The organism is Streptomyces sp. NPDC001219 (genome assembly GCF_053597915.1).
Map to the genome: position 1 here is coordinate 1 of NZ_JBSFJF010000009.1, position 23,332 is coordinate 23,332.

At 71.4% G+C, this 23,332-nt stretch carries 19 protein-coding genes and 1 pseudogene; 6 read left to right on the forward strand and 14 right to left on the reverse strand.

Features of this window, described 5'->3' with window-relative positions:
* The 9 genes from pssA to ACWC9R_RS07830 all read right to left on the reverse strand — a co-directional run.
* The coding region (pssA, locus tag ACWC9R_RS07790) for a CDP-diacylglycerol--serine O-phosphatidyltransferase (protein ID WP_450729489.1) at positions 1–915 on the reverse strand (915 nt) is incomplete at its 3' end.
* Complete coding sequence (locus ACWC9R_RS07795) at positions 902–1,549, reverse strand: phosphatidylserine decarboxylase (RefSeq protein WP_362601279.1); 648 nt, start codon at positions 1,547–1,549, stop codon at positions 902–904. The genes pssA and ACWC9R_RS07795, both read right to left, overlap by 14 nt.
* A gap of 170 nt (positions 1,550–1,719) precedes the next feature.
* A complete protein-coding gene (locus tag ACWC9R_RS07800; protein WP_086716538.1) occupies positions 1,720–2,925 on the reverse strand; it encodes an acyl-CoA dehydrogenase family protein in 1,206 nt (401 codons plus the stop codon).
* A gap of 2 nt (positions 2,926–2,927) precedes the next feature.
* Positions 2,928–3,452 carry a MaoC family dehydratase gene (locus ACWC9R_RS07805; RefSeq protein ID WP_450729490.1) on the reverse strand — a complete coding sequence of 175 codons (525 nt, stop codon included), beginning with the start codon at positions 3,450–3,452 and terminating at the stop codon, positions 2,928–2,930.
* A 5-nt stretch (positions 3,453–3,457) separates the two neighbouring features.
* A complete protein-coding gene (locus ACWC9R_RS07810; protein WP_362601273.1) occupies positions 3,458–4,429 on the reverse strand; it encodes an HpcH/HpaI aldolase/citrate lyase family protein in 972 nt (323 codons plus the stop codon).
* Positions 4,426–6,438, reverse strand: coding sequence for a protein meaA (locus ACWC9R_RS07815; RefSeq protein ID WP_450729491.1), 2,013 nt, complete (start codon positions 6,436–6,438; stop codon positions 4,426–4,428). The genes ACWC9R_RS07810 and ACWC9R_RS07815 overlap by 4 nt, the downstream gene beginning before the upstream one ends.
* Before the next feature lie 39 nt (positions 6,439–6,477).
* A complete protein-coding gene (gene ccrA / locus ACWC9R_RS07820; protein ID WP_450729492.1) occupies positions 6,478–7,815 on the reverse strand; it encodes a crotonyl-CoA carboxylase/reductase in 1,338 nt (445 codons plus the stop codon).
* Between the two features lie 514 nt (positions 7,816–8,329).
* Positions 8,330–9,130 carry a TetR family transcriptional regulator gene (locus tag ACWC9R_RS07825; protein ID WP_450729493.1) on the reverse strand — a complete coding sequence of 267 codons (801 nt, stop codon included), beginning with the start codon at positions 9,128–9,130 and terminating at the stop codon, positions 8,330–8,332.
* 136 nt (positions 9,131–9,266) lie between these two features.
* Entirely contained in the window at positions 9,267–11,087 is a 1,821-nt protein-coding gene (locus ACWC9R_RS07830) for a 3-hydroxyacyl-CoA dehydrogenase family protein (protein ID WP_450729494.1), read from the reverse strand.
* 387 nt (positions 11,088–11,474) lie between these two features.
* Between ACWC9R_RS07830 and ACWC9R_RS07835 the strand changes: the two genes are divergently transcribed.
* Positions 11,475–12,122, forward strand: coding sequence for a HEAT repeat domain-containing protein (locus tag ACWC9R_RS07835; RefSeq protein ID WP_450729495.1), 648 nt, complete (start codon positions 11,475–11,477; stop codon positions 12,120–12,122).
* Between the two features lie 216 nt (positions 12,123–12,338).
* Positions 12,339–12,803: a VOC family protein gene (locus ACWC9R_RS07840; RefSeq protein WP_450729496.1), complete on the forward strand. Its 465-nt coding sequence runs from the start codon at positions 12,339–12,341 to the stop codon at positions 12,801–12,803.
* Here ACWC9R_RS07840 and ACWC9R_RS07845 read toward each other — a convergent pair.
* Complete coding sequence (locus ACWC9R_RS07845; RefSeq protein ID WP_450729644.1) at positions 12,800–13,351, reverse strand: N-acetyltransferase family protein; 552 nt, start codon at positions 13,349–13,351, stop codon at positions 12,800–12,802. The genes ACWC9R_RS07840 and ACWC9R_RS07845 overlap by 4 nt on opposite strands.
* Before the next feature lie 199 nt (positions 13,352–13,550).
* Positions 13,551–14,596, reverse strand: a pseudogene (locus tag ACWC9R_RS07850) (Rv2578c family radical SAM protein).
* A 158-nt stretch (positions 14,597–14,754) separates the two neighbouring features.
* Between ACWC9R_RS07850 and ACWC9R_RS07855 the strand changes: the two are divergent.
* The 3 genes from ACWC9R_RS07855 (at position 14,755) to ACWC9R_RS07865 (ending at position 19,121) form a co-directional block, all read left to right on the forward strand.
* A complete protein-coding gene (locus ACWC9R_RS07855) occupies positions 14,755–15,198 on the forward strand; it encodes an SRPBCC family protein (RefSeq protein ID WP_362601248.1) in 444 nt (147 codons plus the stop codon).
* Positions 15,199–15,450: 252 nt separating this feature from the next.
* Positions 15,451–18,066 (forward strand): MFS transporter, encoded by a 2,616-nt coding sequence (locus tag ACWC9R_RS07860; RefSeq protein ID WP_450729497.1) that lies wholly within the window; start codon positions 15,451–15,453, stop codon positions 18,064–18,066.
* A 113-nt stretch (positions 18,067–18,179) separates the two neighbouring features.
* Entirely contained in the window at positions 18,180–19,121 is a 942-nt protein-coding gene (locus ACWC9R_RS07865; protein WP_450729498.1) for an alpha/beta fold hydrolase, read from the forward strand.
* On the opposite strand, the gene ACWC9R_RS07870 is transcribed toward ACWC9R_RS07865, so the two are convergent.
* A complete protein-coding gene (locus tag ACWC9R_RS07870; RefSeq protein ID WP_450729499.1) occupies positions 19,112–19,963 on the reverse strand; it encodes a class I SAM-dependent methyltransferase in 852 nt (283 codons plus the stop codon). The two genes, ACWC9R_RS07865 and ACWC9R_RS07870, sit on opposite strands and share 10 nt — an antisense overlap.
* Before the next feature lie 285 nt (positions 19,964–20,248).
* On the opposite strand from ACWC9R_RS07870, the gene ACWC9R_RS07875 reads away from it, so the two are divergent.
* Entirely contained in the window at positions 20,249–20,767 is a 519-nt protein-coding gene (locus ACWC9R_RS07875) for a hypothetical protein (protein ID WP_450729500.1), read from the forward strand.
* A gap of 16 nt (positions 20,768–20,783) precedes the next feature.
* Here ACWC9R_RS07875 and ACWC9R_RS07880 read toward each other — a convergent pair whose 3' ends face one another.
* Complete coding sequence (locus tag ACWC9R_RS07880) at positions 20,784–21,659, reverse strand: serine hydrolase (protein WP_450729501.1); 876 nt, start codon at positions 21,657–21,659, stop codon at positions 20,784–20,786.
* A gap of 430 nt (positions 21,660–22,089) precedes the next feature.
* The gene (locus tag ACWC9R_RS07885) at positions 22,090–22,893 is read right to left on the reverse strand and encodes a PucR family transcriptional regulator (RefSeq protein WP_450729502.1); all 804 of its coding nucleotides are present in this window, start codon (positions 22,891–22,893) and stop codon (positions 22,090–22,092) included.
* Between the last annotated feature and the right edge of the window lie 439 nt (positions 22,894–23,332).

The window sequence follows — 23,332 nt, forward strand, 5'->3', positions numbered from 1 at the left end:
CTCGACGTCCGTGCGGAGGATCAGCCCGTCCCGTCCGGAACCCGCCAAATCCCGCAGGTCCAGGCCGTGTTCCCGGGACTCCGCGCGCGACTCCCGGCGGTTGTCGCGGAAGGTGTTGACCCGCCGGGCGGTCGCGAACAGCGGGATCATCGCGCCCAGGACCACCTGGAGGGAGCAGCCGGTCTGCAGCAGCAGCTGACCACCGGGAGCGTCCAGCGCCCAGGCGGCGAGCATGCCCATGCTGAGCACGATCCAGCTGAGCATCGCCACCGCGAGGCGGCCCCGCGGCTTGGGGTACTCGACCCGGCTCACCATCAGCCAGGCCACCCCGATGATCGCCAGCAGCGTCGGCAGGAACGGCAGCTCCAGCAGCACGATGGCGACGACGGTCAGGGCGCCGAACGGGCTCGGCATGCCCTGGAAGATCCCGTCACGCAGCGTGACACAGGAGAACCGCGCCAGCCGGAGCACCACCGCCAGCAGCACCACCACCGCCGCGACGACCGACACCCGCTGGTGCGCGTCCTGGGCGACCATGCCCCAGGTCACGACGAAGTACGCGGGCGCCAGGCCGAAGCTGATCAGGTCGGAGAGGTTGTCGAGCTCCGCCCCCATCGCCGAGGCCCGCAGCTTGCGTGCCACCAGCCCGTCGAAGAGGTCGAAGACCGACGCGAGCAGCATCAGGATCACGGCCATCGCCGCGCTGTGCCGGGCCATCCCGCCGTCCTCGTTGCCCGTCAGATGCGGGATGAGGACGCCGGTGGTGGTGAAGTACACGGCCATGAAGCCGCAGATCGCGTTGCCGAGGGTGAGGGTGTCCGCTATTGACAGCCGCGTGGACAGCGGCATGTCGTCCTCGTCCTCGTCGGTCTCCGGCGCCCAGCCGGCCTGTGTCTCCGGATCAATCACGGTCAAGGCGAGTCACCCCCGCGGTAGTGGCCTGGCCGACCTCGACCGCCGCCTCGACGCCCTCCGGGAGGTACACGTCGACCCGCGAGCCGAAGCGGATCAGTCCGATCCGCTCGCCCTGCTCGACCTTGGTGCCCTGGGGCACGTACGGGACGATGCGGCGGGCGACCGCCCCGGCGATCTGCACCATCTCGATGTCGCCGAGCTCGGTGTCGAAGTGCCAGACCACCCGCTCGTTGTTCTCGCTCTCCTTGTTGAACGCCGGAACGAACCCGCCGGGGATGTGCTCCACGGAGGTCACCGTGCCGGCCAGCGGCGCACGGTTGACGTGAACGTTCAGCGGGCTCATGAAGATCGCGACGCGGGTCCGTCCGTCCTTCCACGGCATGATGCTCTGCACCACGCCGTCGGCCGGGGAGATGACCCGCCCCTGAGCGATCTCCCGCTCGGGGTCGCGGAAGAACCACAGCATGCCCGCCGCCAGTGCGGTGGTGGGCACGGCAACGGCGGCCCAGCGACCCGACCGGCGGGACCGGGCGAGGCTGACCGCTGCCGTGGCAACGGTCGGCAGGAGCCACGGCGACGCTCCGCGCGCGAGGCGGACGCGACCGCGTGGTGCAGGAGATTGGCTGTGGGGCATGGATGACCTTCGTAGCGGAGGATGCCGCTTAGGGATACGGGGGACGGCGGCTTTCCATGGATGCTATCGGTTACGAGCGGCAACTGGCCAAGAGCCAGAGCCAATCCGTGGCCGAAGAACGATGACGGGGTGTGATCTTTGTCTAGGCCAAAAGGGCCCAAACGGGACGTTCACCCCTGGATTCGGTACTCCTCCAGTAGCCGTCGGCCAATGATCATTTTCTGGATCTCGGCCGTACCTTCACCGATCAGGAGCATCGGGGCCTCGCGGTAGAGACGCTCGATCTCGTACTCCTTCGAGAAGCCGTAGCCACCGTGGATACGGAACGCGTCCTCCACCACCTCCTTGCAGTACTCGGAGGCCAGGTACTTCGCCATGCCGGCCTCGAGGTCGTTTCGCTGGCCCGAGTCCTTTTTGCGAGCGGCGTTAACCATCATGGCATGGGCCGCTTCGACCTTTGTCGCCATTTCCGCCAGTTTGAACTGGATGGCCTGGTGCTGGGCGATCGGCTTGCCGAAGGTGTGGCGCTGCTGGGCGTACGAAACACCCAGTTCGAAGGCGCGCTGTGCGACACCGCAGCCGCGCGCGGCGACGTTCACCCGGCCGACCTCGACGCCGTCCATCATGTGATAGAAGCCACGTCCGGTCTCGCCGCCGAGCACGCGATCGGCCGGGATGCGCAGCCCGTCCATGATCAGCTCGGTGGTGTCGACACCCTTGTAGCCCATCTTGTCGATCTTGCCCGGAATGGTCAGGCCGGGCCGCACCTCACCGAAGCCGGCCTCCTTCTCCACGAGGAAGGTCGTCATCGACTTGTGCGGCGCGGTGCCCTCCGGGTGGCCCTCGTCCGTACGGCACAGGACCGCGACGAGCGTGGACGAACCGCCGTTGGTGAGCCACATCTTCTGGCCGTTGAGGACGTACTCGTCGCCGTCCCGCACGCCCTTGGAGGAAATGGCCGAAACATCCGAGCCCAGTGCGGGCTCCGACATCGAGAAGGCGCCCCGGATCTCACCGGCCGCCATCTTCGGGAGGAAGTAGTCCTTCTGCTCCTGCGTGCCGTGCTGCTTGAGCATGTACGCCACGATGAAGTGGGTGTTGATGATGCCGGAGACGCTCATCCAGCCGCGGGCGATCTCCTCCACGGTGAGCGCGTAGGTGAGCAGGGACTCACCCAGACCGCCGTACTCCTCGGGGATCATCAGGCCGAACACGCCGAGTTCCTTGAGGCCCTCGACGATCTGCGACGGGTACTCGTCGCGGTGCTCCAGTTCCGTGGCGACCGGAATGATCTCCTTGTCCACGAAATCGCGGACGGTGGAGAGGATTTCCCGCTGGATGTCGGTCAGGCCCTCGGTCTGCGCGAGACGGGTCATGGCTACTTCTCCTTCTTGGCCGGCGGGGCCTGCAGCTCAGGGCGGCCGGGCTGCTCGCCGCCGCGCTCCTTGATGTAGGTGGCCGTGGGGACCATGACCTTGCGCCGGAAGACGCAGACCAGGGTGCCGTCCTGCTTGTAGCCCTTGGTCTCGACGTACACGATGCCGCGGTCGGACTTGGACTTCGACGGGGTCTTGTCGAGCACCGTCGTCTCGCCGTAGAGAGTGTCGCCGTGGAAGGTGGGCGCCACGTGCCTCAGCGACTCGATCTCCAGATTGGCGATGGCCTTTCCGGAGACATCGGGCACCGACATGCCCAGCAGCAGGGAGTAGATGTAGTTCCCGACGACGACGTTCTTTCCGAAGTCGGTGGTCTTCTCCGCGTAGTTGCTGTCCATGTGCAGCGGGTGATGGTTCATCGTGAGCAGACAGAAGAGGTGGTCGTCGTATTCGGTGACGGTTTTCCCGGGCCAGTGCTTGTACACATCGCCGACGGTGAACTCTTCGTAGGTGCGGCCGAACTGCATCGCGCTTATGCCTCCGGGGCCTCGAACTTGGATGTGCGGATCATGCCGGCGGCCCGGCCCTTGCCGGCGACGACCAGTGCCATCTTCCGGCTCGCCTCATCGATCATCTCGTCGCCGAGCATCGCGGAACCCTTGGCTCCGCCCGCCTCCGAGGTGTGCCACTCGTAGGCGTCCAGGATCAGCTCGGCGTGGTCGTAGTCCTCCTGGGAGGGCGAGAACACCTCGTTGGCGGCCTCGACCTGGCCCGGGTGGAGGACCCACTTGCCGTCGAAGCCGAGGGCGGCGGCGCGCCCGGCGACCTCGCGATAGCCGTCAACATTCTTGATCTGAAGGTACGGGCCGTCGATCGCCTGCAGATCGTAGGTGCGTGCCGCCATCAGAATGCGCATCAGAATGTAGTGATACGCGTCCGCCCCATAGCCGGGCGGCTGCTCGCCGACCACCAGGGACTTCATGTTGATGGACGCCATGAAGTCGGCCGGGCCGAAGATGATGGTCTCCAGGCGCGGCGACGCGCCGGCGATCGCGTCGACGTTCACCAGACCCTTGGCGTTCTCGATCTGTGCCTCGATGCCGATCCGGCCGGCCTCGAAGCCCATGGTCTTCTCGATCTGCGTCAGCAGCAGGTCCAGCGCCACGATCTGCTGGGCGTCCTGGACCTTCGGCAGCATGATGCAGTCGAGGTTCTGCCCCGCGCCCTCGACGACCGTGATGACGTCCCGGTACGTCCAGTGCGTCGTCCAGTCGTTGACCCGTACGACCCGTGTCTTGCCGGTCCAGTCGCCCTCGTTCAGCGCCTCGACGATGTGGTGCCGGGCGCCCTCCTTGGCGAGCGGCGCGCAGGCGTCCTCCAGGTCCAGGAAGACCTGGTCCGCCGGGAGGCCCTGGGCCTTCTCCAGGAAGCGCGGGTTGCTGCCGGGGACCGCGAGGCAGGAGCGCCGCGGCCGGCCGCCGGGCGGGCGGTTCGCCTGGGTCATGCGGGGACCTCCAGAGGGTCGAGCTGGTTCGCTTTCCGGATCTCGTCGACGATACGGCCGATGATCTCCGTAATACCGAAGTCCTTGGGGGTGAACACGGCCGCCACTCCGGCTTCCCGGAGGGCTGCCGCATCGGCGGAGGGAATGATGCCGCCGACGATGACCGGCATGTCGTCGACACCGGTGCGGCGCAGCCGGGCCAGTACGTCCGGCACCAGCTCGGCGTGCGAGCCGGACAGGATCGACAGCCCCACACAGTGCACGTCCTCGGCGACCGCGGCCGAGACGATCTGCTCCGGGGTCAGCCGGATGCCCTGGTAGATCACCTCGAAGCCGGCGTCCCTGGCCCGTACGGCGATCTGCTCGGCGCCGTTGCTGTGCCCGTCCAGGCCGGGCTTGCCGACCAGCAGGCGCAGCTTTCCGCTGCCGAGTTCGGCGGCGGTCTTGGCGACCTTCTCGCGGACCGCGGCGAGCGGGCTGCCCTCCTCGGCGGCGACCGCCAGCGGGGCGCTGGAGACGCCCGTGGGGGCCCGGAACTCGCCGAAGACGTCCCGCAGCGCCCAGGCCCACTCGCCGGTCGTGACACCGGCGCGTGCGCACTCCAGGGTGGCCGCGAAGAGGTTGCCGTCGCCCGCCGCGGTCTTCTTCAGGCCCGACAGGGCGTCCTGGGCGCGGGACTCGTCGCGGTTGTCCCGCCACTCGTGCAGTGCCTGGACGACGCGTGCCTCGTTGGCCGGGTCGACGGTCATGATCGCCGTGTCGAGGTCCGCGGTGAGCGGGTTGGGCTCGGTGCCCTCGAAGCAGTTGACGCCGACGATCTTCTCCTCGCCGGCTTCGATCCGGGCCCGCCGCTCGGCGTGCGCGGTGACCAGCTGCGACTTGAGGTAGCCGGACTCGACGGCGGCCATCGCGCCGCCCATCTCCTGAATCCGCTCGATCTCGGTGAGGCATTCGGTGACCAGGGCGTCCACCTTGGCCTCGATGACATGCGAGCCGGCGAAGATGTCCTCGTACTCCAGCAGGTCGCTCTCGTGGGCGAGGACCTGCTGGATACGCAGGGACCACTGCTGGTCCCAGGGGCGCGGCAGCCCCAACGCCTCGTTCCAGGCGGGGAGTTGCACCGCGCGGGCGCGAGCGTCCTTGGAGAGCGTGACGGCCAGCATCTCCAGGACGATCCGCTGGACGTTGTTCTCCGGCTGCGCCTCGGTCAGGCCGAGCGAGTTGACCTGGACGCCGTAGCGGAACCGGCGCTGCTTCTCGTTCTCGATGCCGTAGCGCTCGCGGGTGATCTTGTCCCAGATGCGGCCGAAGGCGCGCATCTTGCACATCTCCTCGACGAACCGGACACCGGCGTTCACGAAGAACGAGATACGGGCCACGACATCGCCGAACTTCTCCGGCGGTACCTGCCCGGAGTCCCGCACCGCGTCCAGCACCGCGATCGCGGTGGACATCGCGTACGCGATCTCCTGGACCGGCGTGGCGCCCGCCTCCTGCAGGTGGTAGCTGCAGATGTTGATGGGGTTCCACTTCGGGATGTGCGCCACCGTGTACGTGATCATGTCGGTGGTGAGCCGCAGCGAGGGGCCGGGCGGGAAGACGTGCGTCCCGCGCGACAGGTACTCCTTGACGATGTCGTTCTGCGTCGTCCCCGACAGCTTGGAGATGTCGGCGCCCTGCTCCTCGGCGACCACCTCGTACAGCGCCAGCAGCCACATGGCCGTCGCGTTGATGGTCATCGAGGTGTTCATCTGGTCCAGGGGGATGTCCTGGAACAGCCGTCGCATGTCACCGAGGTGGGACACGGGGACCCCGACCCGGCCGACCTCGCCGCGGGCGAGGATGTGGTCGGGGTCATAACCGGTCTGCGTCGGGAGGTCGAACGCGACCGACAGGCCGGTCTGGCCCTTGGCGAGGTTACGTCGGTACAGCTCGTTGGACGCCTCGGCGGTGGAGTGGCCGGCGTACGTCCGCATCAGCCACGGACGATCCTTCTGACGCTCAGTCATATCAGGCCCGTATCTTCGTGGTCCGGTGTCCGAGTTGCCTCAGACGTTCCGGAACCGGTTGATGGCGTCGAGGTGCTTGGCGCGCATTTCCTCGTCGCGCACGCCCATCCCCTCCTCGGGGGCCAGTGCCAGCACGCCGACCTTGCCCTGGTGGAGGTTGCGGTGCACGTCGTACGCCGCCTGTCCGGTCTCTTCGAGGGTGTACGTCTTCGAGAGGGTCGGGTGGATCTTGCCCTTGGAGATCAGGCGGTTGGCCTCCCACGCCTCGCGGTAGTTGGCGAAGTGCGAGCCGACGATCCGCTTCAGCGACATCCACAGGTAGCGGTTGTCGTACTGGTGGTTGTAGCCCGAGGTGGAGGCGCAGGTGACGATGGTGCCGCCCTTGCGGGTGACGTAGACGGACGCGCCGAAGGTCTCCCGGCCGGGGTGCTCGAAGACGATGTCCACGTCCTCGCCGCCGGTCAGCTCGCGGATGCGCTTGCCGAAGCGCTTCCACTCCTTGGGGTCCTGGTTGTGCTCGTCCTTCCAGAACTTGTAGCCCTCGGCGTTGCGGTCGATGATCGCCTCGGCGCCCATCTTCCGGCAGATCTCCGCCTTCTGGTCAGAGGAGACCACGCAGATCGGGTTGGCGCCACCGGCCAGCGCGAACTGGGTGGCGTACGAGCCGAGTCCGCCGCTGGCGCCCCAGATCAGGACGTTGTCGCCCTGCTTCATTCCGGCGCCGTTCTGCGAGACGAGCTGGCGGTAGGCGGTGGAGTTGACCAGACCGGGCGACGCCGCCTCCTCCCAGCTCAGGTGCTTGGGCTTGGGCATCAGCTGGTTGGACTTGACCAGGGCGATCTCGGCCAGGCCGCCGAAGTTGGTCTCGAAGCCCCAGATGCGCTGCTCGGGGTCGAGCATCGTGTCGTTGTGGCCGTCGGAGGACTCCAGCTCGACGGACAGGCAGTGCGCGACGACCTCGTCGCCGGGGCCCCAGGCGTTGACGCCGGGGCCGGTGCGCAGGACCACGCCGGCCAGGTCGGAACCGATGACGTGGTACGGGAGGTCGTGCCGCTTGGTGAGCGGGGAGAGCTTGCCGTAGCGCTCCAGGAACCCGAACGTCGACACCGGCTCGAAGATCGAGGTCCACACGGAGTTGTAGTTCACGGAGGAGGCCATGACGGCCACCAGTGCCTCGCCCGGGCCCAGCTCGGGCACCGGAACCTCATCGACGTGCAGCGACTTGCGGGGGTCCTTCTCCTTGCTGTCGAGGCCGGCGAACATCTCGGCCTCGTCCTTGTGCACGGTCACCGCGCGGTAGGACTCGGGGATGGTCAGGCCGGCGAAGTCGGCGCTGGTGGTGTCAGGCGCGAGGATTGCGTCCAGGATTTCGTTCACGGGGTGCCTCCGGCGAAGCGCGTCGGGGAAACGGCTTGAGGGAACGTCGGGGTGGTGCGGGAGGTGGTGCCGTCGGTTCGGCCGGGGTGGCGCCGTTGCCGTCGCCTCTGCGGGGGTCGCAGAGCCGTCGGCCGCGGTGCCTGGCAGCGCTGGGTGAGCGCGGTGCCCAGCGGCTGCTGGGAGGTGCCTGTGACGCAGGCGTCCGGGCGGACAGCCACGTAGGGCTGGTGGGACAGCCGGCGCGCGTGGGTTCTCAGCACGCCGGCCGCCCGGACACCCTCAACGTATGACACCGCGTGCCAGTCGACAAGACACTGAGTGCCAAGAATTTCTCTCAGATGTCATCTGGTCGGCACGCATGAGCAAAAGAAGGCCGATGGGAGGCCTGGGGGTGACGCAAAGGAAGGGAATATGCACGGAGAGTGCGGGGTGTGGGGGTTACGCCATCCGGGTCGCGGCCCGGCCCGCCCATGGGCGCCGGGCCGCGTACTGCCCTGATCCGGCCGGAGGGCCGCTACCCGCGTTCTTTGATCGCCTTGCGGATGGTGCGCATGACCTCGTCCAGCGGGGCGTCCGTACGGGCCACCGCCACCAGCACCTCGCCCTCGCGCGAGACGGACGCCGCGGGGGTCTCGTCGCTGCCGGTGCGGCCCGCGCCGATACCGGCGCCGAAGGTCTCCCGGACGATCTCGAAGGCGTGGTCCAGCTGGGCCTCGACATCGCCCTCCGCGCCGGCCCGCAGCCAGCGCCGCAGCACGTGGTTGTGTGCGGTGACCACGGCGGACGCCGCGACCTCGGCGAGCAGCGGGTCGTCGTCGCCCTCGCGGTGCGCGCCCTCGTCGAAGTGGCCCAGGAGGTAGCGGGTGAACAGCCGCTCGTAACGGGCCACCGAGGCGATCTCGGCCTCGCGCAGCGTGGGGACCTCACGGGTCAGGCGGTAGCGGGCCACCGCGACGGCGGGGGAGGCCGCGTACATCCGCATGACCTCCTTGATGCCGCGGCAGACCGTGTCGAGCGGGTTCTCGTGCGGCGGGGCGGCGTCCAGGACGGCCTCCGCGCGGACGAGGGTGTCGTCGTGGTCGGGGAAGATCGCCTCTTCCTTGGAGCGGAAGTGGCGGAAGAAGGTCCGCCGGGCGACGCCGGCGGCGGCCGCGATCTCATCGACCGTCGTCGCCTCGTAGCCCTTGGTCGCGAACAGCTCCATCGCCGCGGCCGACAATTCACGGCGCATTTTGAGCCGTTGCGCGGCCGCCCGGCGGGTGCCGGGAGTCGCGGTGTCGGGGTCGGCGGACTGCGTACGAGCGGGCTGGGACATGTGGGGACGGTACTGCATATTTACGCGACCTGCGGCATGAGGTGCCACCTCCGCCCCGGTGAGCGGGGGTGGACCGCCGTCGGGTTCCAGCAGTCCACCCCATCCTCCCCCCGCAGGGCGGGGGTGCCGCCACGCCTCAGCGCCGGGCGTACTCACGGAAGCCGCGGCCGGTCTTGCGCCCGAGGCAGCCGGCGGCGACGAGGTGCTCCAGCAGCGGCGACGGGGCCAGCCCCGGGTCGCGGAACTCCGCGTGCAGCACCTTCTCGATGGCCAGGGACACGTCCAGGCCGACCACGTCGAGGAGTTCGAACGGACCCATCGGGTAGCCGCCGCCGAGCTTCATGGCGGCGTCGATGTCGTCCAGGGTCGCGTAGTGCTCCTCGACCATCTTGATCGCGTTGTTCAGGTACGGGAACAGCAGCGCGTTCACGATGAACCCGGCCCGGTCGCCGCAGTCCACGGGGTGCTTGCGGACCTTGGCGCACACCGCCCGCACGGTGGCGTGCACGTCGTCGGCCGTCAGGACCGTACGGACCACCTCGACCAGCTTCATGGCGGGCGCCGGGTTGAAGAAGTGCATCCCGATGACGTCCTGCGGGCGCGAGGTGGCGCGGGCGCAGGCCACGACCGGCAGCGACGAGGTGGTGGTGGCCAGGACGGCACCCGGCTTGCAGACCTTGTCCAGGGTCTTGAACAGCTCCTGCTTGACCGCCAGATCCTCGGCCACCGCCTCGACCGCGAGGTCGACGTCGGCGAACGCGTCCAGCGAACCGGCCGGGGTGATCGCCGCCAGCGCGGTGTCCCGGGCCTCGGCGCTCATCCGGCCCTTGTCCACCGAGCGGCCCAGCGACTTGGCGATCCTGGCCTTCGCCTTCTCGGCCTTCTCCAGGCTGCGGGCGGCCAGCACGACCTTGTAGCCCGCCTTGGCGAAGACCTCGGCGATGCCGCTCGCCATCGTCCCGGAACCGGCCACGCCGACGCCGGTGACATTGCGTCCGCCGGCCTGCTCGTCGGCGGCCGCCGGGCTCTCCGCGTCCGGCACGGCCGTGGCGCTGCCCGGCGCGTCGTAGGTGTAGAAACCGCGGCCCGCCTTGCGGCCGGTCAGCCCCGCCTCGGCCAGCTGGCCCAGGATCGGCGCGGGCGCGTGCAGCCGGTCCTGGGACTCGGCGTACATCGCCTCCAGGACCGTACGGGCGGTGTCCACGCCGATCAGGTCCAGCAGCGCCAGCGGGCCCATCGGCAGACCGCAGCCGAGCTTCATGGCGGCGTCGATGTCCTCGCGGGTGGCGTACCTGGACTCGTACATCGCCGCGGCCTGGTTCAGGTAGCCGAACAGCAGGCCGTCCGCGACGAAGCCGGGGCGGTCACCCACCGCGATCGGGTCCTTGCCCAGGTCACGGGCGAGTTCGGTGACGGCCGTGACCACGGTCGGCGCGGTGAGCACCGAGGAGACCACCTCGACCAGCTTCATGGCCGGCGCGGGGTTGAAGAAGTGCACGCCGAGCACCCGCTCGGGGCGCTGGGAGTCGGCGGCCAGCCGGGTCACGGACAGCGCGTTGGTGCCGGTGGCCAGGATGGTGTCGGGCCGGACCACCGCGTCCAGCGCGGCGAAGACCTGCCGCTTGAGCTCGTAGTCCTCGGGCACGACCTCGATGACGAGGTCGGCGTCCGCGGCGGCCTGGAGGTCGGTGAAGGTGCGGAAGCGGGCCAGGGCGTCCTGGCGCTCCTGCTCCGTGAGGCGCTCGCGCTGCACGGCGCGGGCGGTGGTGGCTTCGAGGGCCGCGACGGCGTGCCGGGCCGCGGCTTCGTCGGTGTCGATACCGATGACCTCGCGGCCGGCCCGGGTCAGCACCTCGGCGATGCCGGTGCCCATGGTGCCGAGACCGATCACGGCAACGGTGGAAAGGGACAGCGAGGAGGCGGGAGTTGAGAGATCAGGGGTGGACTGAGGGTCCATCGCGAGACTCCTGAGGGTGTTCCCCGAGAACAGGGGAGAAGTGACGACTGAGGGGTATCCGCGCGGACACGGGGCCTGCGGTCGCAGCGGCGGCAACGCGGCGGATAGCCACGGGGAGCCGCAGCGCCGTAGGGGCGCCGGCGGTGCGGGAGACCCGGCGAAAGCCCTGTCCCGGGGCCCTGCCGTGTGCTCCGTACTGTGTCGTGCTGTGCCGAACCGACTTCACTCTGTGGCGGCTGCGTCACCAGGCCGCCCGAGCAGTGGTGCTGCTCGTTCCAGCAGGTTAACCGGTGAGTAACCAGAGCGCCAGGGGTAGCGGGGGTCACTAGGCTGTGGCGCGGGCCACGTCGCGGGAACCGGGGCGGCCCGGCGGGAGGGGAGCGGCAAATGGAAGAGGAATTCCACGAGTTGACCGACCGGGTGCGGGCCGAACTCCGCTCCCCACAGGATCTGGTCGCCTACGAACGGTTGCTGGGACTGGCCCGCAAGAACACCCCGGCCGGCCGCGAGGAACTGGCCCGGATGCTGGTCGCCGTCGAACGTCCGCTGTGGGCCCGGGAGATCGCCGCGTTCGTCCTCGGCTGCGCCGGCGACAAGCGGGCCTTCGAGACGCTCGTCCTGTTACTGAACCACCGCGACCCGGCGCGCTGTGCCACCGCCGCACACGCGCTGGGGCGGCTCGGCGACCCCCGCACCGCCCGCGCCGCGGCCGCGCTCGCCACCAACCCGCTGCGCACCGCCTACGCCCTGTATCCGGTCCGGCTGCTCGCCGAACTCCGCGCACCGCAGTCCGTCCCGGCGCTGATCGCGACCCTGGAGCGGCTGCTGACCCCGCACAACCCCTACTGGCGGGTGGCGCTCGCCTGCGTCGAGGGCCTGGGCGCCCTCGGCGACCGGCGCGCCGTCCCCGCGCTCACCACCGCCGCCACCCACCCCCGGCTGGCGGCCGCCGCGGCGGCGTCGCTGGCACGGCTGGGAGTGCACGAGGACGTGACGGCGGCGGACGGGGCCGGGACGGCGGACGGGGCGGAGTAGCGGCGGGACGGCCGCGCGGCCCTCTGCCGGAACGGGCCGGGGGCCCGGCCGGGCGGTTGGGTGCGGGGCCGGGCGGCGGGCGGCAGCTGTCCGGCCGGCACGGAACGGCCCCGGCCGACGGACGTGGCCGGGGAGCCTGCGGCCCGCACCGCGACACTCCGCCGCCGGGCCGCTCCGGCCGTCGGATGTCAGTGCCGGAGGCTATAAGTGGGAACCATGACCGCAACCCCGCTGCACTGGAAGCTCGTCGTCGACGCCCACGATCCGCACGCCCAGGCCGACTTCTGGGCGGCCGCGCTCCACTACGAGGTCGAGGACCACAGCGTCCTCATCGGCAAGCTCCTCGGCCTCGACGCCATCCCGTCCGAGATCCTCATCGCCCACCACGACCGCCGCGCCTGGCGGGACGCCGCGGCGGTGCGCCACCCCGACGACCCCTACGACCCGGAGAGCGGCACGGGGCTGGGGCGCCGGCTGCTCTTCAACCGCGTACCGCGGACGGAGGAGAAGACCGCCAAGAACCGCCTCCATATCGACCTGCACGGCCCCGCGGGCGAGCGGGTCAGCGAGGTCGAGCGCCTCCGCGCCCTCGGCGCCCGGGTGCAGAGCGAGGTCAGCGAACCGGCCGGCGAGTGGGTGATCATGACGGACCCGGAGGGGAACGAGTTCTGTGTGCACTAGGGGGCGAGCTCGGACCCGTCCGGGGTCAGCGAGCGCCGGTAGCGCAGTTCGGGGACGTTGCTGCCGCCCACCTCGTACGCCTCCTGGGCGCCGTCCGGGGTGAAACCGGCCCGCTCGTAGAAGCGGCGGGCGCGGGTGTTGCCGCGTACCACCCAGAGGTACAGCGTGTGGAAGCCGTGCGTCCGGGCGCGGGCGGTGCCGGCGGAGAGCAGGGCGCGTCCGATGCCGGTGCCGATCAGGCCGGGCGTCACATAGAGGGCGAGGAGTTCGCCCGCGGTGGGCCTGGGCGCGGGCAACTCCTCGGCTCCTGGGGCGATATCGGGGTCGCGGGCCGGGCCGACGCAGGCCCAGCCGACGACCTCGCCGTCCCGCTCGGCCACCAGGTCCGACACCTCCGGGGACCGGCGGCCGAACCACGACCGTCGCTGCTCGGCGTCGGCCGTCACGCTCATCACGTCCAGATACGTCTGTGGCATCAGCCCGCGGTAGGCCGCCTGCCAGCCGTGGACCCGGACCGCGGAGACCGCGTCGATATCGGCCTCGGTCATCTCCCGTATCCGTACGGGGTGCGGCGGCGGTGCGGGGGTGCGCTGAACGGTCCCATCCATGCCGGAGAGGTTAGGAGCCTCGTCAAGGGGTTTTGCCGTAGGCGGGTGCCGGTCACACAGGGCAGGGGGTGGCGGCCGGGCGGATCAGAGGCGGGCCGGAGGGGGCGGGAGCCGGGGGCGGATCGGGGCGAGGTCGGGGTCAGATCAGGGTCAGCTGGGTGGGTTCCGAGGGTTGGGGGGAGGCGGGGGCGGCGGCCGGGCCGGGGGCGGTGTCCGGTGGTGGAGTCCTGCGGGCCCCGCCGGGCCGGGCGGGCCCGATGCCGTACTCGGTGGCCAGCTCGTGGACCTGGCGGGTGATCCGCCGCTGGTACCACTTGGGGGCGTAGGCGCCGTCCGCGTACATCGCCGCGTAGCGCCGCACCAGATGCGGGTGGTGCCGCTCCAGCCACGCCAGGAACCATTCGCGGGCGCCGGGCCGCAGATGCAGCACCAGCGGGGTGACGGAACCGGCGCCGGCCTCCGCGATGGCCCGGACCGTGGCCCGCAGCTGCTCCGGTGCGTCCCCGAGGAACGGGATCACCGGCGCCATCAGCACACCGCACGGGATGCCGTGCGCGGTGAGGGTCCGTACCACGTCCAGTCGGCGGTCCGGTCCGGTGCGGGCGTGCCGGGCTCGACGGTGCGCCACAGCTCGTGGTCCAGGAAGCCGACGGAGACCGAGATGCCGACGTCGGTGACCGCGGCGGCCTGCTGGAGCAGCGGCAGATCGCGCAGGATGAGCGTGCCCTTGGTGAGGATCGAGAACGGGTTGGCGTGGTCGCGCAGGGCCGCGACGATGCCGGGCATCAGGCGGTAGCGGCCCTCGGCGCGCTGGTAGCAGTCGACGTTGGTGCCCATCGCTATGTGGTCGCCGCGCCAGCGGTGCCCGGCCAGCTCGCGGCGCAGCAGCTCGGGGGCGTTGACCTTCACCACGATCTGCGAGTCGAAGTCCAGCCCGGTGTCCAGGTCGAGATAGCTGTGCGTCTTGCGGGCGAAGCAGTAGACGCAGGCGTGGCTGCAGCCGCGGTAGGGGTTCACGGTCCATTCGAACGGCATCCGGGAGGCGCCCGGAACGCGGTTCACGATCGAGCGGGCGCGCACCTCGTGGAAGGTGATTCCGCGGAACTCGGGGGTGTCGATGGTCGTGCTGACGACATCCGTGCCGAACAGCGCGGACGGGCTGTCGCCGAGATTGCTCCAGCGCATCGGGCCTCCTTCTGATCCTGCCGGGCCCCCCTTCGCAATAATAGAACAGATGTTCCCATCGGGGTCGAGGCCCCTGGATTTGGGCGCGTCGCCGCGGGGTGGTTGGCTGGGCGGCGCATCGCAGGACCGGCAGGGCCGACTACTGGAGGAAGACGCACATGGCGCAGGTCGAGGCCATCACGCAGCGCGAGATCGCGGCGGACGCGGAGGACGTGTTCGACGCGCTCGCCGACTACACCGGCACCCGCCGGCAGCTGCTGCCCGAGCACTTCAGTGAGTACGAGGTCCGCGAAGGCGGCGACGGCAAGGGCACCCTCGTCCACTGGAAGCTCCAGGCCACGAGCAAGCGGGTGCGGGACTGCCTGCTGGAGGTCGACGAGCCGACCGACGGCCAGCTCGTCGAGAAGGACCGCAACTCCTCGATGGTGACCACCTGGGTCATCACCCCGGCCGGTGAGGGGCGCGCCAAGGTCGTCGTCACCACCACCTGGCAGGGCGCCGGCGGTATCGGCGGCTTCTTCGAGCGGACCTTCGCCCCCAAGGGGCTCGGCCGGATCTACGACGCCCTGCTGGCCAACCTCGCCACCCACGTGGAGAAGTGAGCGGCGGTCACTTCCGTCACCCGGCATGCATGCCGTCACACTCACCGGTTCGGGTGGTTTCCGGTGAGCCGACGGGTAAGGCCCGCCGGGCCGCGTCCGTACGGAAAGCCCTGATGGGAGCCCAAGAGGCGCTCCAGGCACCGTACTTGACGCCCGGTCCCGCCCCGCCCGCACCCCTTTGTCGCGCTTGATCGGTGTTGTCGCCCAATGCGAGAACTTGGGCGGCAACAGGCGTGACGAGGGGAGCAGCACGTGGGCGGGACCACCCTGAGCGATCGGGTCGGGCACACCGGTCCGCCCGTATCCGGTGCGGCAACGGCACCGGAGCCGGCCGCCGCGCCGCCGGCCCCGAATCCGGCCCCGAATCCGAGTCGGGCCCCGGCCGCGTCTACGGATCAGGCTTCGGTCCCGGCCCCGGCCGTGAGCGGAGGGCCCGAACGGCCCGCCCCCGGTGCGCCGTTGCCGGCCGGTCCCCGCCGCCCCCGCCTGGCCTTCGCCGGTCTGCTGCTCACGCTGCTGCTCGCGGGCCTCGGCCAGACCGTCGTCGTCACCGCGCTCCCGGAGATCGCCGGTGAGCTGCCCGGGCCGGGCGCGACGTCCTGGGTGGTGACGTCCGCCCTGCTCGCCTCGGCGCTCGGACTGCCCCTCCACGGCAGGCTCGGCGACCGCTTCGGCCGTAAGCCCGTCTTCCTCTTCGCCCTCCTCGTCTTCACCGCCGGCTCCGCGCTGGCCGGCTGGTCCCGGACCATGGACGAACTGATCGCCTTCCGGGCCGTCCAGGGCTTCGGCGGCGGCGGACTGGTCATCGGCGTCCTGGCGATCCTCGACGCGACCGTTCCGCCACGGGCCCGCGGCCGCACGCTGGGCCTGGCCGCCGCCTTCGGTCTTGCCGCCGCGGCCGGACCGCTGCTCGGCGGCCTCTGCGCCGACCACGCGTCCTGGCGCTGGGCTTTCCACCTCACCGTCCCGCTCGGTGTGCTGACCTTCCTGCTCCTCGCCGCCGTGCTGAGACTGCCCCGGCCCGCGCGGCGCGGCAGGCCGGACCTCGTCGGAGCGCTGCTGCTCGCCGCGTGCGCCGGCTGTCTGGTCCTGCTGGCCGGTTGGGGCGGCACCGCCCACGCCTGGAACTCGCGGGTCGTCCTCGGCCTCGGCGCCGGAGCGCTCGGCACCGCCCTGCTGTTCCTCACGGTCGAGCACTTCGTCACCGAACCGCTGCTCCCGCTACGGCGGTTCCGTGACACGGTCTTCCATGTCACCGGGCTGACCGGCGCCGCCCTCGGCCTCGCGCTCTTCGGCGCCGTCGGCTTCCTGCCGGCCTTCCTCCGGTGGGCCGACGGCGTCACCGCCACCGGGGCCGCACTGCTGATGCTGCCTCTCACGGGCGGCCTCGTCCTCGCCTCTCTCGTCTCCGGCCGACTCCTCAGCCGCACCGGCCACCGCTGGGTCCTCCCCGTCCTGGGCTGTGCGCTGGCGGGGGTGGCGATGTGGCTGCTGACGCGGCTGCCGCAGGACACCGCGCCGGAGGTCCACAGCCTCTGGGCGGGCCTCCTCGGTCTCGGTACCGGCTGCGTGCTGCCGGTGCCGGTGCTCGCCGTGCGGAACTCCGTACGGACCGCCGGCTCCGGCACCGCGACCCGCGCCACCCGCTCCGTCCGGCGGCTCGGCGGCTGCGTGGGCGCGGCCCTCTTCGGCCTCCTCCTCGCCGACCGGCTGATCCACCGGCTCGGTGACCGGCCGTCGGCGCGGCTGTCCGATCCGGACTTCCTCACCCCGCACCTGGCACGTGTGCTGCCCGCCGCGCTGCGCGACAGCCCGCTCGTCGCCTACCCCGACGCCGTGCCGGGGGCCTTCTTCCTTCTCGTGCCGGTGCTCGTCCTGGGCCTTGTGCTCGCCTTCTCCCTGAAAGGGAAACCGCTGGTGTCCCACGCCTCTCCTGCTCCGCAGGCCTCCCCGTCCCCGCTGTCGTACGGCGACCCGGCCGACCCCGCCGCGGTCCCGCAGGCGCGATCCGCCGCGGAGCCGGCCACCGTCAACTCCCGTGACTCCGCAGCCCCTTACGCCCGCGCGCACAGCCACCCCGCCACCGGGCACGCGCACGCCCCCGTCGCGGCCGGTGTCCCGGTGTGCGGCACCGTCCAGCACCACGACGGCAGCATCGTGCCGCGCGCCGCGCTCACCCTCATCGATGTCGCCGGCCGGCAGATCGGCCGCGGCGCCACCTGGGAGGACGGACGGTACGCGCTGAGCACCCCGGGCGCCGGTGCGTATGTGCTGATCGCGGCGGCGGGCGGTCATCAGCCGCAGGCGGTCACCGTCACCGTCGGCGAGCGGCCGGTGGAGCTGGACGTCGTACTCGGTGGCGCGGGGCGGCTCGCCGGCACCGTCACCACCGGCGACGGCACCCCCGTCCGCGACGCCATGGTCACTCTCACCGACGTCCGCGGCGAGGTCGTCGCCACGACCCGCAGCGGGCGCGAAGGCGGCTATGTCATCGGGGAGTTGGTGGCCGGCGAGTACACCCTGGCCTCCAGTGCCCCGGCCTTTCGCCCGGCCGCGCTGCCGGTGACCGTCCAGGCCTCCCGGGAGACCCGCCAGGACATCGAACTCGCCGGTGGCGCGGTGCTGCGCGGGACCGTACGGGCCGGCGGCGGCCGGCCCGTCGAGGACGCCAGGGTCACCCTGCTGGACGCCGCAGGCAATGTCGTCGACACCGCGACCACCGGACCCGACGGGCTGTTCCGCTTCGTGGACCTGTCGGCCGGCGAGTACACCGTGATCGCCGCCGGATACCCGCCGGTGGCCACCGTCCTCCAGGTGGCGGGCGGCGGCCGCACCGAACGCGACCTCCAGTTGGGGCACGAGGACTGAACGCGCGGCGGCCGTTTCCGGAACAAGCGAGCTGACGCCACTTCAAATATCAATCTGGCAAGGGGACATGGGTTGTGGGCCGGGCCCCCGGGCGGCCGTGATGGGATGGCCCCATGGCGGAGATCAGCTTTCCGGAGCCGCGCGTCGGGCCGGAATGGGCGCGGCGGCGCATCGGGGCGTTCCGTGACAGGGCGGCGTACGAGCGGTTCGCCGCGGTGTACCGGGAGGCGATGGACACCCTGCCCGAGCCCGATGAGCAGCGGACCGTGGAGACCTCGTACGGGACGGTGCGGGTGTACCGGTTCGGTACGGGGGACGGGGTGCCGCTCGTCCTGATGCCGGGGCGGCAGTCGTGCACCCCGTTGTGGCGGACGAATCTGCCGGGGCTGATGCGGACCGGACGCCCCGTGTACGCCGTCGACGGGCTCGGGGAGCCGGGGTGCAGTGTGCAGTCGGCACCGATGACGTCCGGCGCCGACCAGGCGGCCTGGATCGACGAGATGCTCGCCGGGCTCGGGCTGCCGCGGGTGCATGTGCTGGGGGTGTCGATCGGGGGCTGGCTGGCGCTGCAGGTGGCGCTGCACCGCCCGGAGCGGATCGCGTCGGTGATCGCGCTGGACCCGGCGAACACCTTCGCCCCGCTGACCTGGAAGATGCTCGTGGTCTCGCTGGGCAGTGTGCTCCCCGGGATGCCCGAGGGGCTGCGCAACCGGCTGCTGGGCTGGATCTCGGGCGGGATCGGCAATGCCTCGGAGCACGTCGAGGGCCGGCTGGTCGCCTCCGGTATGCGGGACTTCAAGGTCTGCTTCCCGGCCCCGGCCCTGCCCGGCGAGGACGCGCTGCGCTCCCTCGGCGTACCGGTGCTCGCGCTGATCGCCGGGAAGAGCATCGTGCACGACGCCGGGAGGGCCGCGGCCCGCGCCCGCACCCTGCGCGAGGGCACCGTGGAGATCTGGGCGGAGGCCTCCCACGCGCTCAACGGGGAGTACCCGGACAGGCTCGCGGAACGGGTGCGCACCTTCCTCGACGAGGTGTCCGGCGACCGTCAGGGCTGACCCGTGAGGGAGGCGGGCGCGGCGCCGAACCGCAGCCGGGTGATGAGCGGGCGGTCCGTACGGAGCAGGGGGACGACGGCGGCGCGCGGTGCGAGACGGCCGAGGAAGCCGCGGCCCGCGGGGAGCGGCACCTCCGACACCTCGCTGATGGCCGGATGGGCCCGCCACAGGCGCCCCCGGTCGGCGGCGTCCATGCCCCAGGGCATCGGGGGCAGACGGTGGCCGCCCGGCCCCTTCGCGCCGATGCGGGTGCGGGCGCTGAAGCGCCGCGAGACGGTGTCGAACACCATCGTGCCGCCGGGGAACGCAGCGGCGCAGTCGGCGATCAGCCGGGTGGCCTGCGCGGGCTCCAGATACATCAGCAGGCCCTGGGCGGTCACCAGCACACCCCGCGAGGGATCGATGCCCGCCATCCACGCGCGGTCCCGGACGTCGCAGGCCACCAGCCGCTGCCGCGCCCCGTGGGGGAGCACCCGCCTGCGCAGCGCCAACGGGGCGTTGAGGTCGACGGTGACCCACCGGGCCCGGCCGTTGTCCACCCGCCAGAACTGGGTCTCCAGGCCCTCGCCGAGCGCGACCACGGTGCCGTCCGGCCGGTCCGCGAGAAACGCGCGCACCACCCGGTCGAAGCCGAGGGCGCGCAGCGCGATGGCCTGCGCCAGCCAGGGACGGGCGGCGCCCATCCGCTCCTCGAAGGGGAAGACGAGGTCGGTGCGGAGCTGCACGGCGCGGGGGTCGGGCAGCACGGTGTCCGGGCGGGCGGCTTCGGCGGCGCGGTGGTGGAGCGTCCACAACGCCGTTTCGGGAACTCCCCTGAGGTCTGCTGTGACGCGGCCTGGCACCGGGTTCCTCCCAGAGTGCGGGGTGGGGCGGTGAGCCGGCGGCGCGGAGGCCCGGCGGACCACCGGGCACACCGGCTCGCTCATGCCGCGTTGATATCCCGGCCCCGCCCCGTACGGGGCCGTTCGGGGGACCGGTCACCCGGGGGAGTGCAAAGTCCTACCGCCGCGTCGAACGGCGGGCGGGACGGGCCGCGAGCGCCGGTGACCCGTCAACGGCCCCTGTACGCAGGGCGCGTAGGGTGCTGCCGCGGGTTCGGGGGAATCCGCCGCGGTACCGAGGGGGCGGTGCTGCACCCGAAGGCCGTGCCGCCGGCGCGGGGCGCCGCCGGCTGCGGCCGGCCGGCCCGTACCCGGCTCCCGGAGAACCCGGCGGGCGGGCCCTGGCGGGTCGTCGCACGCTCCGACGCCCGTGCGGCGATCACCCGCTGCGCGCTCGTCGACCGCACGGGGACGGAGTACGCCGAGCTCAGCGCCTGGTACGGAGACTGGACCGACGAGCCGTTCACGACGCTGATCACCGGCAACGTCCGCCTTCCGCGCGGCTTCCCGCCCGGCGGCCAGGTGATGAGCGAGGACTTCGGTACCGCCGCCGCCCGCTGTGCCGGCGAGTCCGCCCACTACGAGGTGAGCGGCTCCCGGGCACCGGAGGGCCGGCGCCTGGCCGGGCGTGAACTGCGGCCGCTGCTGGTCGCGTTCGCCCGGGAGCAGGCCGAGCGGCGGGGCTGTGACCGTCTGGCGCTGCCGGGGAAGCGGATCTTCCCGAACGGGAGGCCGGGGGAGCCGGTCCTCCCGGAAGAGGAATGAGCCGGGCCGCCGGAGGTCAGTGCGTCAGATCGCGGTGGATGACCCGGGCGGCGCGCTCGACGGCCTCCACGCCGTCGTCCATGGTGTGGTTGCCGGTGGAGAGGACGGCCATGCCGTAGTCGTTGCCGTGGCCGTCGAAGGTGCCGACGCTGTTCACCCGCCAGCCGTCGGTCTTGCGCGGCAGCCAGCCGTTCTTGACGTGCACGGTGGCGGAGCCGGGGGCGCCGGCCGGGACACCCCACCGCTGGTCGGCGACGACCCGGTGCATCAGGTCGAGGGCGTAGCCGCGGGAGGGGGTAGTGAGCACCCGGTTGTCCGTGCTGAGCAGCTTCATCAGGGTGAGCTGGTCGGCGGCGGTGATCTGGGTGAGGCCCCAGGCGCCGTGCGCGCCCGGGACGGTGTGCCGCATACCGGCCAGGGACAGGAAGTGCTTGATGCCGGCCGGGCCGACCCGGCGCCAGAGCTTGGTGGTCGCGTCGTTGTCCGACTTGGTGATCATGGCGGTGGCCAGCCGCTTCTCGTGCGGGGTCAGCGGGTGGCGGGTCTCCTGGGCCTTCCGCAGCAGCGCTCCGAGCACCGTGACCTTCACCACACTCGCCGAGTCGAAGTGGGCACCGGCCTGGAACTCGCAGTGGGTCCTGGTCCGCCGGTCGTAGATCGCCAGCGCCGAGGCGCCCTCCCGCCCGTGGAGGGCGTCGGCGAGGTCCTGGGACAGTTCGGGCGCCAGACCCGGCTGCTGCGAGGTGCACACGACCTCGGAGCGGCCCACCGGCGCGCTGGCGGAGCCGGCCGCGGCCGGGGTCGCCGTGGTGAGCACCGTGAGCAGCGATCCGGCAGCCACGGCCGCGGCCAGTCCGCGGCGCGCGCAGCTCGATATGCGTGATCCGTGCATGGAGGTGGTGTCCTGTCCCGCTGTGTATCGGAGGCGCCGCCGGGCGGCCGGCCTCGGGCGGCCGGCCTCGGGCGACCGGCTCCGTCGGGTCACCGAGGCCGTGCGGCCGGCCGGTGTCCCGCTTCCTGGGTCACGGCGACGATACGGGGCAGGGTGCGGACACCCCGGGCATTATGGGGTGGATTGTCCATATTTGGTGGGTGGGGTCAGGGTGTGACATTCGCCAAATCCGAGGGCGAATGACACCGGGTCTCTAGGGCGTGTCCGCAAAGTCCCGTCGTCCGCCCGGAGGGCGGGGCTCGCGGCGTCTGGTGCGTGCGCTCGCAAGGCGGAGGGTCGTCCTCGTAGTGGGCCTACGTGGACGATCCCGACAACGCAGCGAGCGTGCGTGCCAGACGCCGCGAGCCAGGCGGGACTTTGCGGACACGCCCTAGGGGCGTGGCAGGGCCTTTCGGGGCTTGGCGGTGGCGCGTGGGCGGCGGGTGGCGGCCGCGCGCCGTCGGCGGGCGCCGGCCATCAGCTGGCGGGTACGGAGTGCCATCTCGATCTCGAAGCGGGTCCGCGGGTCCCGGAGGCGGGCGCCGAACAGCTTCTCCAGCTGGCGCATCCGGTAGCGGACCGTCTGCGGGTGGATGCTCAGCGCCTTCGCCACCTCCGGAGCCCCCATGCCGCCGAGCCAGGCGAGCAGGGTGGCCTCCAGGCGCTCACACCGCTCCGGCGTCAGCCCCGCGAGCGGGCGCAGACGGCGGGCGATCAGGGTGTGGGTGAGCGACTCGTCCTGGAGCAGGACGAGGGAGGAGAGATGGTCGTCGACGAACATCACGCCGGCTTCCGGGCCGTCGTGCGTCGCCGCCAGGTCCAGCAGCCGGGACGCGGCGCGTACGGACGCGGCGGCCTCCGTCGGCGACACGGCATGGCCGACGACCGCGGCGCGATGGCGCAGGACGCCCTTCAGCCGTGCCCGTCCGCTCCGGCCGTCGGCCAGCTCGGCGGGGATCAGCAGTCCCGGCGCCTCGTCCGGTGCGCTGACGAGGCAGTCGCCCAGTGCGGACGCCACCAGATGGATGTCGGTGTCGCTGCGCAGCATGACCGCGCGCACCTTCTCGGGCAGTGGACGGCCGGACCGCAGGACGCCCTCGATCAGCCGTGCCACCTGCTGGTGGCCGCCCCGCTCGATGACTTCCTTGAAGTTCGGGTTGCGATCGCAAAGGGCTTGCGCGATCAGTTCAGTCAAGATCGCGAGTTGGTCTTCACTGTCGGCTCGCGTGTCACCGCATTGCAGTAACTGGTCGCCATGGAGTGCCTCGCTCACCATTCTGCCTCTGTTTCCTTGCGTGGAAAGCTGGTCCGGCCTGTTGTACCCCACCTGGCATGTGCCGTCGGCAGCTGACAGAACTCGTTCGGAAGTCCTTACGGATTCCGTCAGAAGTCCTTCCGCTTTGCGACAGAAACTGTGCGAGATGCGGTGGGACACGAGCGTACCCCCAGCTTCCGCTTGGAAGGAATCGTGGTGCTGAGATGAAGAAGTTGTGCGCTTGTGCACAACGGGGCGCCCCTGGAACGCGCTGGACGGGGCGTCAGGCCGAAGGCCCTGGTTAGGCTGGGCAATCCGTTCGGGATCGCCGAGACTGGGGCGACCGGACGGCGTCGGGTGTCGTGCGTACCGCCTTCTA

Coding starts and splice junctions, on each gene's coding strand:
- ACWC9R_RS07815 (WP_450729491.1), bottom strand. CDS start 6,438: ATGACTGAGCGTCAGAAGGATCGTCCGTGGCTGATGCGGACGTACGCC.
- ACWC9R_RS07880 (WP_450729501.1), bottom strand. CDS start 21,659: ATGCACGGATCACGCATATCGAGCTGCGCGCGCCGCGGACTGGCCGCG.
- ACWC9R_RS07800 (WP_086716538.1), bottom strand. CDS start 2,925: ATGACCCGTCTCGCGCAGACCGAGGGCCTGACCGACATCCAGCGGGAA.
- ACWC9R_RS07835 (WP_450729495.1), top strand. CDS start 11,475: ATGGAAGAGGAATTCCACGAGTTGACCGACCGGGTGCGGGCCGAACTC.
- ACWC9R_RS07805 (WP_450729490.1), bottom strand. CDS start 3,452: ATGCAGTTCGGCCGCACCTACGAAGAGTTCACCGTCGGCGATGTGTAC.
- ACWC9R_RS07845 (WP_450729644.1), bottom strand. CDS start 13,351: ATGACCGAGGCCGATATCGACGCGGTCTCCGCGGTCCGGGTCCACGGC.
- ACWC9R_RS07810 (WP_362601273.1), bottom strand. CDS start 4,429: ATGACCCAGGCGAACCGCCCGCCCGGCGGCCGGCCGCGGCGCTCCTGC.
- ACWC9R_RS07840 (WP_450729496.1), top strand. CDS start 12,339: ATGACCGCAACCCCGCTGCACTGGAAGCTCGTCGTCGACGCCCACGAT.
- ACWC9R_RS07855 (WP_362601248.1), top strand. CDS start 14,755: ATGGCGCAGGTCGAGGCCATCACGCAGCGCGAGATCGCGGCGGACGCG.
- ACWC9R_RS07825 (WP_450729493.1), bottom strand. CDS start 9,130: ATGTCCCAGCCCGCTCGTACGCAGTCCGCCGACCCCGACACCGCGACT.
- ACWC9R_RS07830 (WP_450729494.1), bottom strand. CDS start 11,087: ATGGACCCTCAGTCCACCCCTGATCTCTCAACTCCCGCCTCCTCGCTG.
- ACWC9R_RS07795 (WP_362601279.1), bottom strand. CDS start 1,549: ATGCCCCACAGCCAATCTCCTGCACCACGCGGTCGCGTCCGCCTCGCG.
- ACWC9R_RS07865 (WP_450729498.1), top strand. CDS start 18,180: ATGGCGGAGATCAGCTTTCCGGAGCCGCGCGTCGGGCCGGAATGGGCG.